We start from the raw sequence: 12,717 nt of genomic DNA on the forward strand, positions 1-12,717 counted from the left end.
TACCTGCAGTTTGAGCCCTGAGAACAGAGTTTTGTGAGGAGAATGCCCTATGGCTTTCAATCGTTTTGTTAATGCTTTGAATAAGGCAAAGACAGCTGCCACCTCGGCTGTGGCCGCTGCTGCGGACAAGGCTAAAGAAGCTGCTGAAATGGCAAAGGAAGCGGCCGAAAAAGCCCGAGAAACAGCCACTGCAGCAGCCGAAAAAGCCCGAGAAACAGCCACTGCTGCAGCCGAAAAAGCCAGAGAAACAGCCTCAGGCGCTGCTGACAGGGCAAGGGACAGCGCTGCAGTCAATGCCGATAAGGCCAGGGAATCTGCCCTGAGCTTTGTGGAAAGGGCCAGGGAAAAAGTAAGGGAGGCTGCCAGTGCCGCTGCCCAGAAGGCTCAGGATGCCGTTACTGATGTTTCCCGTGTCGTTACGGAACGTATTACCGGGGACTCTGAGCAGGCCCGTGCCGCTCAGGCTGAGATTGATGCCGGTCTTGCTGAGCTTAAGGCAGATATCAGCAATTCCTACAGGGCCCTTGACCGCATGGGTAATGAACAGATGATGTCCCTGTGGGCCCTTAATGATTTCTTTGATGTCTGCAAGGCTGTGCACAATATGCCTGACCTTTTGAGCGAGGCTTCATATGAGGCCCGCAAGGCAGCAGCTGCCGCAGCAGCACAGCATGCTGCCGCAGCCGCCCAGCAGGCAGACGCACACCAGGCAGCCTCTGCCGACTCTGCCAGGCCCGCCCATGTAGCCGCCTCCCAGGTTGCCCCAGGTGAGGTCGCCAGTACAGCTGATGGCGCAGCTGACAATACCGGTGCCGCCCCAGAAAGCGCTGCAGCTGGAACTGACAGTGCCGTACCTGTCGATGCTGCACCAGCAGCTGATGCTGCCCAGTCCGCGCATGATGGGGCACCGGCTCACAGCAGTGCCGTACCTGTCGATGCTGCACCAGCAGCTGCCCCGGCAGCCGATGCTGCCCAGTCCGCGCATGATGGGGCACCGGCTCACAGCAGTGCCGTACCTGCCGATGCTGCACCAGCAGCTGCCCCGGCACCGGCAGCTGCCCCGGCAGCTGATGCTGCCCAGTCCGCGCATGACGGGGCACCGGCTCACAGCAGTGCCGTACCAGCCGATGCTGCACCGGCAGCTGCCCCGGCACCGGCAGCTGCCCCGGCAGCTGATGCTGCCCAGTCTGCGCATGATGGGGCACCGGCTCACAGCAGTGCCGTACCAGCCGATGCTGCACCAGCAGCTGCCCCGGCACCAGCAGCTGCCCCGGCAGCTGATGCTGCCCAGTCCGCACATGATGGGGCACCGGCTCACAGCAGTGACGTACCTGTCAGTGAGGCTGGGAACGCTCAGACAGATGCGCCAGCAGCTGCTCAGCTGCAGGCCGGTGACGGCGCTGATGCCAGTGCTGCCGGCGCCGCAGCCAGCTCCGCTGATGGCGGCCAGGGCGCAGCAGGCGGTGCTGCCGGGGATGGGGCTGATTATGAGGACAGCCTGAATGTCAGGACCTTTACCCTTGATGATCTGCGCAACTCAGTGCGTCAGACTGCGCTGGTGGCTACTGCTCTTGGCAATGATGCAGCAGCAGCTGCCGGTCTTGCCAATATTGCTCAGGCCTGTGGCAAGGCCAGGACAGGCAGGCATATTGAGCAGCTGCTCTTTGTTCGTGACATTGGCATGTGCGGTGCCCCGGGAATTGAGCATCTGTGCGGCGGTGCCGTGACAGTTCTGCTGTGTCTTAAGGTATCTTCATGGGGCCGCAAGGTAAGTGAGGATCTTGAGCTGTACAAAAATATTCTTGAGCGGGCCAGGGTTACTGCCATGGGCACAGCTTCAGCCTGTGATGAGGTCCATCAGATGTTCAGCAACATCAACGCCTCTTTTAAAGTGCTGGTCAGCATGCTCGAATCTCAGGTGGCTTCAGTCATGGGCTTTAAGGGTTATGCTGACTGGAGTGAACTTCCTGAGCAGACCCGCGCCGACTTCAAGACAGCCGTGGTACTGGCCGGCTGCATTTATGACATGATGACTCTGCAGCTTATCTTAAGTGACAGCTCCATTAATGAGACCCGCAGGATCAACGAGGTCAATAATACAGGCCTGTTCCAGTTCCGTGCTGATTATGAGGGAGCCCGCTCCTGTCTTGCCTCATCAGGCCTTGATGAGCGCCTTGCTGCCGCTGCCGCTGCATCTTCGTCAGCAGGCACTGTATCCCTGCGCACCTCCCGTGATCAGCTGATTACCGCAGGTATGCGCATTAAGTCAGCCTTTGATGAAACTGCAGCCGCCCTTTGTGCCCTTGGTCGTGCTGAACTGGATGCAATGATAAAAACTGCCCGGTTATATCCGCTGGTTACAGATTTTCTCAGGGATACAGGTCTCAGGGCAAAAGCCAGACGCTCAGAGACAATTAATGACATATATAAGTCCATGAATCTTGATAAGGCCATTTGCGTAGGCACTGTTGGTCTTAATGTGATACACAGGTTCCAGGGATCTGACATTAAGGACAAGGGCGAATTTGGCAGAATGATCAGTGATGTGATCGACTTTTACAGCAATGGTTATGAGGGCAGACTGGCCGCCTGCGGTGCTTCAGGGGTGGGCTATAAGGACTTTACCAGCCGCAGCAGCTCCTGGCTCTCTTCCTTTAAACGTGGCGACAGCTCTGAGCGCGCCGCCTGGCAGATGGTTGCAGGCTCTGGTCTTACCATCCAGGATCTGGCCGGAGATCACTGGAAAACAGCCATGAGAGCTGCTCTTCTGCCTGAGGAATTTGCCCTTAGAGGAGAAGATCCGGCCCAGGTTCTATTTAATGAAACCCGTTTTATCTGTGATCTTTTTGCAGAAGTCAGAAACATTGCGGCAATGCACCATGAGTCCCTTATGACTGCTCTTGAAGAGTACGAACAGGAGCTGAGCTCCTTTACTGAAGAGCTTGAGAAACTCCGTACTGAATTGAGCTCATCTGATGGAGCCATTGAGGAGACTGACAGTGATAACCTTTCAAGCAGATTCAGATCCATTGTGATGGATGCTGCCAGAGTTGACAATGTCTGCGCTGCAGCCATTGTTGAGGACTTCGGATCGTCTGAGGGTGTTGTGTTCAACTATCGTTCTTTGTATCACAACATGGCGGTTGACTGGAGTTATGGTGAACCCGAGCACCTTAACAGCAGTTATGGAAAATACCATGCCAGAATTGCTGCTTACAGAGATGATTATATTTAGAAGGAGATCTGTTTATGCCTGTACCAATACTTCTGGGCGTTGGCCTGCTGACAGCTCTTGCCGGAACAGCTGCAGCCATCAAAGATGCCGAAGAAAAGAAACAGAAAGCCCGCGAAATATGTGAAGTTATCAAACAGAAGGAGGATGAGCTGCAGAGTGCTCTGAAAACTTCGGGGCGTAACTGCAGCATTGCCTATGAAAAACTTATGGCCAGCCGCCGCGCCGTTGAGCGTAACAAGAGCACTTTTGATGAGCTCTTCGTTATGATTCACAATCCTCCTGAGTATGAGGAGTTCTTTCCCAGTGAATTTACTGCCGACAAGGAGCTCGAAGCAATGCTCAGAAAGCTCTTTAATCGCGATGCTGCCAGTAAGATAAACAGAAATACTTATGCACAGTCGACCCTGGCCGGAGCTGCCGCTGCAGGTGTTTCCGGAGCCGGTGCAGCCATTGCCGGACTGAGTACGGTCGCATCGGTATGTACCGCTGCCGGAGCAGGTATGCTGGTTTTTGGTGTGGTTGAGAATTTAAAGGCACGTGACAGCCTTGAGGCAGCTGTCAGGGCAAGTAATCAAACTGCTGAGCTCATTAAGAAAGGCAACAAAATCATCACCCACATGAACAATCTGACTGCGGGTTTTACCAATTATGCCAGCGCCATGGATGAGACCTCCTTAATCATGGCTGATGTGCTGGTACATATGGGCCGCGCTATCGGCAAGCGCACTGACAGGCATGCTGCGGGTGATCAGAAACCGCACTGGGATGACTTCAGCGATCATCAGAAGACCATTATCATTGCCGCCATGCTGCTCATGGGCCTGTCCTGGTATCTGTACACAGTTGATGTGGCTGTGGTTGATGATGATGAGCGCATAAAGCTGAACACCATGCAGATTGACAAGTCGCTGAGGAGGAAGAAAAAGGTTGACAGTCTCCTCAACAGGATCAATCTCAAGAAAGTGTTCAAAATGGACCGCAGCTATGAGAAAAAGCGCGATCGTTATATCAGGGCATCTGAGGATCTGGGCCTTTACAAAAGTGAGCTTGAAGATGCACTGCGTCGCGCACTGGACAGACTTTCAGAGACGGCTGAAACTCAGCTCTATACTCTGTACCGTCTTGAAGGCCTGGCAGAGGTTCTGGAAACTCTTGGCCATCCTGAGGATATTGATCTCTTTGATTTTGGCAGGGGACCGGTTCATATTCTGGGCGGTGTCGATCTCGAAGAGCTCTCACAGAGAGCTCGCAGCCTTAAGGATCATATGGATGATCTTGGTAAAGAGCTTTATCAGAGGCGTCAGAGTGTCGATGATGGTGAGGGCGGTAACTGTTCTGAGCTGGTTGCGTTTAACAGTGTCAAGTACGGCTTCATTGGATGGAAGGCTGATGTATGCGCATCAGGCACAGCGGGCAATGTCCTTGCCTCCCATGATCGCCTGGTATCTGCACAGGTAGATGATATTGCTCCTGATACTGCTGGAAATATACCGGGATCAGGCTGCCAGATGCTCCTTGAACGTACTGTTGATGCCGATGGCAAATGGTATTTTCTCCAGAACCGTGACAACAGGAGTACTTATGATGCCATGATCAGTCACTGCAAGGAGATAGCAGCTGTTGCCCGTCGCCACAAAAATAAAGTGAGCAATGTGGAATCAAAGTTATCTGATGCCATATATGAGGCCATAGGCATACTGTATGATGACTTTGATGGCAATATCTGGGACTGCCTTAACGACAGTCAGCGCCGCACAGTGCGCTACGCCGTGCTGCTGGCCGGTTTTTGCTACACCCTGTGCCGCCTGCCACTGCTTGTTGATCTGGATGACGATGATGCAGGCCTGCCGGTCAAGACCATCAACTACAAACAGCTGTATCTGGAGGAGAGGGCCTATGAACACCTGCTGCGCTCCTTCAGTACCGTCCCCGGCCATATCTGATCCCCGCATGGAGGCTATCTGACATGTCAGGGCCCGGGGCAGGGCAGTGCGGGGCCGTCCCGGGCGCCGGCCTTGCCCGGCGTTCGCCTTGCCCGGCCTCCTCCATGCCTGGCGTTCGCCATGCCCGGCCTCCGCCATGCCCGGCGTTCGCCATGCCTGGCCTCCGCCATGCCCGGCGTCGGCCTGAGCCTGCGTTCGTTCCACACCTGGTGTACAGGGGAGCAACCATTGATTAAAAGACCGTATGCTGCGGATATCATCCGCAACAGCGGTCTTTTTGCGTTTACGGGCCCCATGCTGCACTCCTGAAGCCATAGAAGAACACCGCCGCCACACAGCCCCATTAATGACGCACAGCATGCCGCCATAAGCAGCAGCCGGCCGTTCCGCCTGCTGTATGCGCAGGAGAACCTGGTTACAGCCATGCACTGTGGGAATGAAGTACAGGTGAGCGGCCTGTCAGGCAGTACCCGGCCCTTACTGAGCAAAGACCTGGGGATGCTCAGCATGGGCACCGCTGCCAGGCACAGTGGGGATGATTCACTGATCGAGCAAGGTCGGGCCGGGACAGTAACAGCGACGTGAGTCTGATCCCCGGGCAGTGGCGGCTGGACAGAGATGGCCGGGCACAGCGATGATGAGCCAGTGGTAAAGCAAGGGTGGGCAGCTACAGCAAAGCACAGCGGGGATGAGTTACATGTTGAGCCAGGTAAGGCCGGAACAACCAGGCCTGGTAATGAGGATGAGCCACAGGGTGGGGCGGCCTGGCATTAGCAGCCAGGAAAATTCATGATGTGCACCGGCCAGGTCGGGCAGGGGAGTGGACGGGCAGGGAGTGGTCGGGCAGGGAGTGGTCGGGTTGCCGGGCACGGTCAGGGGATGATTGCAATACTTGCATTGGTTGTAGTTGATATGTGGAAAGTGCAGTTGAGGTGCTGATCTTTTATTGGTCATTTTGATGCGTAAAATGCTGGGAGATACAGGCAGGGGCACTGTTATTGGGCGTGATATTTAAGATATTTTTACACTTTATTTACATACCTGGGGAAAACCTGGGAACTTTGAAAAAGTGTGATCTTTATCACAATTTAATGGAGGTCAATGCTGTATCTTGTGTTCATCAAATTCTGTCTTACATATCAGTATTTCTGTATGTGTAAGCGTTTACAGCGGCGCCCCATGTTCCATGTCAACACAACAGCAAAGGCGCCCGGGCTGATGGACAGTTCTGCCCTGCCCATCCTGTCTGATGACCTTGATCAGCCTCTGTGCACTCAGGTTCAGGCGTGTACCTGAGGGGGCTTTGCAGGGTCGAACCTTTCTTAAAGGAATTAATTCTGACCTGGCGGGGCGTGCCGCCGGTAAAGATAACTGTGCAATATGAAGAGAATCAGCCGTCTGCTCGACAAACCTGCCCAGATCACCACCTTTTGTCTTGACAGAGTACGTAACTCTCTGAGTGCTGGCATGGCCTGCGAGCATGTTATGCAGGAATACAATGACAGCCTGTCACTTTATGCTCCTCAAAGCATGAATTCCGTCGACTGCAGCCTGTGCAGCCAGCCTTTATCCTCAGAACTCCATACCTCTGCCGCATCCTCTCTGTCTCAGGTCAAGGCCGCCGCTGCAGCCGGCGCAATGGACACCACTTCCAACGGCGCAATGGCCACCGTTGCCACAGCTGGCGCTGCTGCTGGCGCTACTGCTGGCGCTCAAGACCGCCCTGGCCGCCCTGGCCGCCGCCGCCCTTGCTCTGCGGCCGGGCCGCGCCGCGCGCTGCGGTCGCGCGGTCTGGGCACCGTGCTCAGCTTTTAATCTTTACGTGCTGCCGGTTACACGCCATTTCCGGCAGCACCTGCAGCCTGGCAAGTCTCAGGCTGAGGCGTACGGCTTCCGGCTGAAGCCGTACTAAGGCCATGGGCGCTGTTCTGCTCACGCCTGCAGAGCACAGCCTGTGGCCGGCCGCCCATTCATCACGCCCGAATGAGCGGATGTGGGGCGGGCGCTTCCGGCTGGAGCGCCGGCCCTGTATGTGCTTTCAGTGCTGTCCCTGATCACGCTGTCCCGGGGAAGCATGGAATTTTCCTGTCTGACTGGCAGCAGCGCCATGGGCAGCTGCCTCCGCTGTTTTTTCTTTTACATGCTTTGAGGTATGAGTGACCATGTCACAGAGTTTTTTAAGCCGTATTGACGATGATTTTGATCCTGATGGCAATGTCTACGACAGTCTGTTTGTTCAGTACGAAAAGGTAGTGGTACAGAGCCTGATTACCTCATTTGGCCTTGATTTTATTGTTCGTGACCAGCATGGCGGCGATGTCGACACTATTCACAATGTCCGTCAGATCGGCAAAGACAGGGACATGACCTATAAAAATCAGGACAATGCCGCTGCCTGGAATGCCCATGGCAAGTATGACAGCCGTGAATACCACTCCCACAGATCCTATATCGAGACCAACAGAGAGGTCTCACGCAGCAAAAAGGCCGGCACTCTGGTAGACGGCTATACAGGTGAGCGTATTGGCCCGCTTGATAAAAGCGATCTGGACCACATCATCGCAGCCAAGGAAATTCATGATGATCCCGGCCGCGTGCTCTCGGGCCTCAATGGCGCCGATCTGGCCAACAGCCCTGACAATCTTACTGCTACCAGTCCCCGTACCAACAGAACCAAGAAAGCTGATTCCATGGATACCTTTCTTGAGAAGTATGGCGATGAGTACACCCAGGAGCAGAAGGACAATATGCGCCGTAAGGACAGGCAGGCTCGTGAGCAGTATGAAGCCACGCTGGCTTCAGCTTATTACACCAGCCCGGCCTTTTTCCGCGACAGTGCCGCCGCAGCCTGTAAAACAGGTGCGCTGATGGGACTGCGTCAGGCGCTGGGCCTTGTGTTCTCAGAGATGTGGTTTGCAGTAAGAGACAGAATCAGAGCCCGCTCCAGCCGCTCAGAATCGCTCTTTCGTGCCATTGGTGAGGGCTTGAAAGATGGCTATGCCAACGCTCAGCGCCGTTACCGTGAGGTTATGAGGACATTTGTCGACGGCGCCATTTCAGGTGTGCTCTCTTCTGTTACTACCACTTTGTGCAACATTTTCTTTACTACGGCCAAAAACTTTATCCGCATTATCCGCCAGACCTGGGCCTCTCTGGTTGAGGCTGCCCGCATTGTATTTTTCAATCCTGACTGTCTGCCTTTTGGCGAGCGTATGCGTGCTGCTGCCAAGGTTATCGCTGCCGGCGCCTCTGTTGTGGTTGGCACCATGGCAGGCGAAATGATCAGTGCCACAGGCATTGGCTCCATCCCTGTTGTGGGCGAGATTGTCTCCACCTTCTGCAGCACTCTGGTTACCGGCATCATGTGCTGTTCGCTGCTGTATTTCCTCGATCGCAACGCCATTATCAATGGCCTGGTACGTCTGCTCAACAGCATCTCTCCAGTTGGAGAACTTATCGAATGGTTCCGTGAGCAGAGCCGTCTGCTCAGTCTGTACAGTGCTCAGCTCATGCAGATTGATCTGGAGCGCTTTGAGCAGGAGACCGCAGCCTTTAACGGATATGTTCTGGATCTTGAAAAGGCCGGCAGCCAGCGTGAGCTCCATCAGGTACTGACACGTATGCAAAAAGATCTTGGTCTTAACAAGCCTTACAGGCACGAGACCTTTGATGAGTTTATGAAGGACGATGACGCCGTGCTGGTATTTGAATAGTCGTGGCTGTCCTGGCCACTGGACTGCCATGGGCAGTCAAGTGGTCCCTGGCAGCCTGCCATACCGGCAGGCTGCTGCAGTAAGCAGCGGTCGTAAGGGCTGTTGCACTTTGTGATTATTTGGGCGTCCGGCCTTCTGGCCGGAGCGTATCCTGGCCTGCAGGTCAGGTTTCAGTTTTATTGAATGGAGTTTTTCTTATGCCTGTTCCATTGATTCTTGGTGCCGCTGCGGCTATTGCAGGTGCAGCCGGTATTGGTATGGGTGTACGCGGCGCTGCGAAAATGAAAGAGGCCAAAGAAGACATTGAGTGGGCCCGTGAGAAGCACAAAGAGAACCTGGAGCGCCTTGAAAAGAGCAATAAAGAGACCTGCGCTGCCATGGACCGTCTGGGCAGCAATGAAATGGATATCCTTGCCTCATTCAAAGAGTTTGCTGATCTCTTTGCCACTATCAAAAAGCGCCCTGTCTTCAAGGATATTGAGGTAGGTGGAGTCAAAATTCCTGAGTTTAAGAGCTCCGAGATTAAGGATGTGTCGCTTAATGCTGCCGTGCTTTCAGGAGCCCTCAGTGGCGCTGCACTTGGAACTGCCGGTGCCTATGCCGCATCAGGAGCTACCACTGCAGCTGTAGCAGCTTTTGGCACTGCCTCAACAGGCACCCTGATCAGTGGCCTGAGCGGCGCTGCAGCTACCAATGCCACTCTGGCAGCTCTTGGTGGCGGCTCCCTTGCTGCTGGCGGCGGCGGTATGGCCCTGGGCTCCATGGTGCTTGGCGGTGCTACTCTGGGTGTGGGCCTGCTGGTAGGTGGTGCCATTTTCTCAATGGCCGGCAGTAAGATCAGCGATCAGGCTGATGAGGCAAAGCGCCAGATGTGGGATGCTGAGGAGAAAATTGAAAAAATCCGCAAGTATCTCAACAGGCTTGCCAGTACTGCTGACAAATACAACAGCTCGCTTTTGAGAGTGTATGAGGTCTACTGCAGACAGCTAAATGTATTTAGGGCTGTTATTGATGCTCATAGCGGCTGGTTCCGCAGACCTGACTGGGAAAAGTTCAGTGATGAGGAGAGGCTGATCGTACAGAACACCGTGGGCCTGGTTCAGGTGCTTTACTCCATGTGCAAGGTTCAGCTGGTTCTCAAATCAGAGAAAAAAGACGATGAGTCAGAGCAGGAGGCTATCAACAGGATAAACACAGATGAAGTTAACAGCTCCATGTCAAAAGCCTCTTCCTTTGTGGCAAAGCTTGAGCAGCAAAGTCAGAGCACACAGGCAGCTGCAGCAATTACTGCCACAACTACGGCTGCATCTTTAAGAGGGGAGCTGGCACCAGGCTCCATGGCTAATAAGCGCTCTGGCAATGTGCAGCAGCCAGGAGAGGTTGTAAAGTCACTTATTGGCCTTGCAGTTATTATTGCTTTTTATTCCTTATTTGTCCTTTTCAACGGCAGCAGCTTTGTCCTCAAGACCAGCCAGTGGTACAACTGGGCCATGACTCCGGCCACCTCACTGGCCTCTGATGGTAATACAGTAAGACCGATGAAAGTGGTCAACTGCGATGATCCGTACACCTGGAGCCGTAAAACCGGTACCCGCCGCTTCTGCTCCATGGGCTCAAACAATGACATAACCTCTTTTGTCACTGGCGCGCACTGGAGCGGTATCAATTTTTATGAAGGCCACAATAACTGGCTTTCAAGAATTGCTACCCTTGGCAACAGGAGCTCACTTGAGAACCTCAATCTTGCTTACCGTATGGCCAAATTCCAGAGAAACTATTCTCTGTATCTGTTTGACAGCAGAGGCAAGGCTGAATTTATGGCCACAGCTACCGATGGTCCTACAGTGGTAATGTACTCTCTGAGCTGGATAATCAACATTCCTCAGAAGATTGCCCGTCATCTGGCTACAATTATCTTTGACTTCGATACTCTGGCCAAAAATCTGGAGCTGGAGACCTCAAGCTCATTCATGATTTTCATCATGGTTGTCATAGACTTTTTAGTCAGCCTCCTTGGATATTTCTGCGACTTCTGGCTGGCTTTGGGCAATATCTTTGTAGGCGGCATTCTGGGCTGTCTGTTCCATCCTGTTGACAGTATCTGCTCTCTTACCGGACTTGTGTATTTTGCAGTGCCGACAGTATGGTCAGCCTTTGTTGAGTTCATCTATGCTTTCTGGCATATCCTGTTCTGACCCTGACAGGCCCCGGCGAAAGTCACTCCCGGCCTGCAGTCAACTCTGCAGGCCAAAGGCATCCGGGCCTGACTAAGGCAAGGCGTGGCCCTGGGGCCTGACTGAAGCCCACACGCAGATGTTAGCCTGACCAAGGCCAGGCGCGACTGTGGGCCTGACTGAGGCCCAGACGCAGCTGAAAGCCTGACTCAGTCAGTGCGCGACCGTGGGCCGACTGGCCCTTGCTCTGACAGGGCCAGGGACGAATGTCCCTGACTGTGGCCAGCCAGTACGCATATGGAAATTGCCTGGCATTACGCTCAGCTCAGCTCAGCTCAGGTAAGCTTTGCGTGTTTTTTCATGGAGTTTTTCTTATGCCCCTTCCATTGATTGTTGGTGCCATTGCTGCTGTTGCAGGTGCAGCGGGTGTTGGTATGGGTGTTCGCGGCGCAGTAAAAATGAAGGAGGCCAAAGAGGATATTGAGTGGGCAAAGCGCCGCCATGAACGCAATATGGGCAAGCTCCGGGACTGTAATGAGCAGGCCTGCTCCATGATGGACAAGCTGGGCAGCAATGAGCTTGAGACCCTGTCTTCATTCAGGGAATTTGCTGATCTCTTTGAGTGCATCAGGAACCGTCCTGAATTTAAAAATCTGGACATCATGGGCAATGTCATTCCTGACTTCAGGTTTGAGGAGCTAAAGGATGTGTCAGTGGGAGCCTCGGTTCTGGCAGCCGGTATTGGTGGTGCGGCACTGGGGACTGCAGGTGCCATGGCGGCCTCAGGCGCTACTACAGTTGCGGTTATGGCTGCAGGCACAGCCTCAACAGGTGCTGTCATCAGTGGACTTGGCGGTGCAGCTGCAACCAGTGCCGCTCTTGCTGCACCTGGTGGCGGCTCCCTGGCCGCAGGTGGCGTCGGCATGGCGCTTGGTTCCATGGTTCTGGGCGGCGCTACTCTGGGCGTGGGCCTGCTGGTGGGAGGTATGATTTTCTCCATGGCCGGCAGCAGGATCAGCGACCAGGCTGAAGAGGCAAAGGAGCAGATGTATAAGGCAGAAAGCAAGATTGAAAAAATCTGCGACTACCTTACTGAGCTGCGCAACACGGCCCGTAACTACAATGACACTCTGACATCTGTACGCGGTGTCTACAACAGTCAGCTCAATATGATGCGCGATGTCGTGATGAGCAATACTGATGCTCATGGCAAGGCAGAGTGGAGTGATCTTGGCAGTGAGGGACAGCGCATTATCAGCAATACCGTTGCCCTGGTACAGGTTCTCTATGCCATGTGCAAGGTAAAGCTGGTGCTCAAGGATGAAAACAGCTCTCTTGCAGATCAGGTCAACACCATCAATTATGCAGAGGCGAACAAGGCAAGCGATCAGGCCAGATATGCTGTCACCCGCATCGTTAATCAGTAATGGTGCCTTAACACGACCTGCAACAGGAGCTGTAACAGGAGCTGTAACAGGACCTGCAACAGAGCCTGTCTGAACGCAGCAATCTTACACAGTACATCAGATGCTATCTGGCACTGAAGAGCAAAATAAAGGCGCAGCCTCCTGATTTTTCAGGATTGCTGCGCCTTTTGCTTTTGAATGTACAGGTAAGGGCCCGGGTCAGAGCCATGTCCATGGCCGGCCATG

General features: G+C 54.1%; 7 protein-coding genes. 6 read left to right on the plus strand and 1 reads right to left on the minus strand.

All coding sequences use genetic code 11. The features are described 5' to 3' along the window. Positions 1-49: 49 nt before the first annotated feature. Together MXE41_RS07940 and MXE41_RS07945 are read left to right on the plus strand one after the other, a co-directional pair. Positions 50-3,235 (plus strand): hypothetical protein, encoded by a 3,186-nt coding sequence (locus MXE41_RS07940; RefSeq protein ID WP_247100116.1) that lies wholly within the window; start codon positions 50-52, stop codon positions 3,233-3,235. A 14-nt stretch (positions 3,236-3,249) separates the two neighbouring features. Beyond that, positions 3,250-5,178, plus strand: a complete 1,929-nt coding sequence (locus MXE41_RS07945) for a hypothetical protein (RefSeq protein ID WP_247100117.1) — start codon at positions 3,250-3,252, stop codon at positions 5,176-5,178. Between the two features lie 693 nt (positions 5,179-5,871). Here the strand turns inward: MXE41_RS07945 and MXE41_RS07950 are convergent. Continuing rightward, on the minus strand, positions 5,872-6,132 hold the full coding sequence (locus tag MXE41_RS07950; protein WP_247100118.1) for a hypothetical protein: 261 nt from the start codon (positions 6,130-6,132) through the stop codon (positions 5,872-5,874). A gap of 426 nt (positions 6,133-6,558) precedes the next feature. Here MXE41_RS07950 and MXE41_RS07955 point away from each other — a divergent pair, with 426 nt between their 5' ends. The 4 genes from MXE41_RS07955 to MXE41_RS07970 all read left to right on the plus strand — a co-directional run bounded on the left by MXE41_RS07955 (position 6,559) and on the right by MXE41_RS07970 (position 12,492). Then, complete coding sequence (locus tag MXE41_RS07955; protein WP_247100119.1) at positions 6,559-6,993, plus strand: hypothetical protein; 435 nt, start codon at positions 6,559-6,561, stop codon at positions 6,991-6,993. Positions 6,994-7,340: 347 nt separating this feature from the next. Continuing rightward, positions 7,341-8,891 (plus strand): hypothetical protein, encoded by a 1,551-nt coding sequence (locus tag MXE41_RS07960; protein ID WP_247100120.1) that lies wholly within the window; start codon positions 7,341-7,343, stop codon positions 8,889-8,891. A gap of 197 nt (positions 8,892-9,088) precedes the next feature. Continuing rightward, a complete protein-coding gene (locus tag MXE41_RS07965) occupies positions 9,089-11,086 on the plus strand; it encodes a hypothetical protein (RefSeq protein ID WP_247100121.1) in 1,998 nt (665 codons plus the stop codon). Between the two features lie 353 nt (positions 11,087-11,439). After that, the gene (locus MXE41_RS07970) at positions 11,440-12,492 is read left to right on the plus strand and encodes a hypothetical protein (RefSeq protein ID WP_247100122.1); all 1,053 of its coding nucleotides are present in this window, start codon (positions 11,440-11,442) and stop codon (positions 12,490-12,492) included. The last annotated feature ends 225 nt before the right edge of the window (positions 12,493-12,717 follow it).

Source organism: Anaerobiospirillum sp. NML120449 (assembly GCF_023051105.1).
GTDB lineage: Bacteria > Pseudomonadota > Gammaproteobacteria > Enterobacterales > Succinivibrionaceae > Anaerobiospirillum.

Bases quoted from the DNA above. Each gene is read 5' to 3' on its own strand.
- MXE41_RS07950 (WP_247100118.1), bottom strand. From the start codon at position 6,132: ATGACCAATAAAAGATCAGCACCTCAACTGCACTTTCCACATATCAAC.
- MXE41_RS07955 (WP_247100119.1), top strand. From the start codon at position 6,559: ATGAAGAGAATCAGCCGTCTGCTCGACAAACCTGCCCAGATCACCACC.
- MXE41_RS07960 (WP_247100120.1), top strand. From the start codon at position 7,341: ATGTCACAGAGTTTTTTAAGCCGTATTGACGATGATTTTGATCCTGAT.
- MXE41_RS07970 (WP_247100122.1), top strand. From the start codon at position 11,440: ATGCCCCTTCCATTGATTGTTGGTGCCATTGCTGCTGTTGCAGGTGCA.
- MXE41_RS07965 (WP_247100121.1), top strand. From the start codon at position 9,089: ATGCCTGTTCCATTGATTCTTGGTGCCGCTGCGGCTATTGCAGGTGCA.
- MXE41_RS07940 (WP_247100116.1), top strand. From the start codon at position 50: ATGGCTTTCAATCGTTTTGTTAATGCTTTGAATAAGGCAAAGACAGCT.
- MXE41_RS07945 (WP_247100117.1), top strand. From the start codon at position 3,250: ATGCCTGTACCAATACTTCTGGGCGTTGGCCTGCTGACAGCTCTTGCC.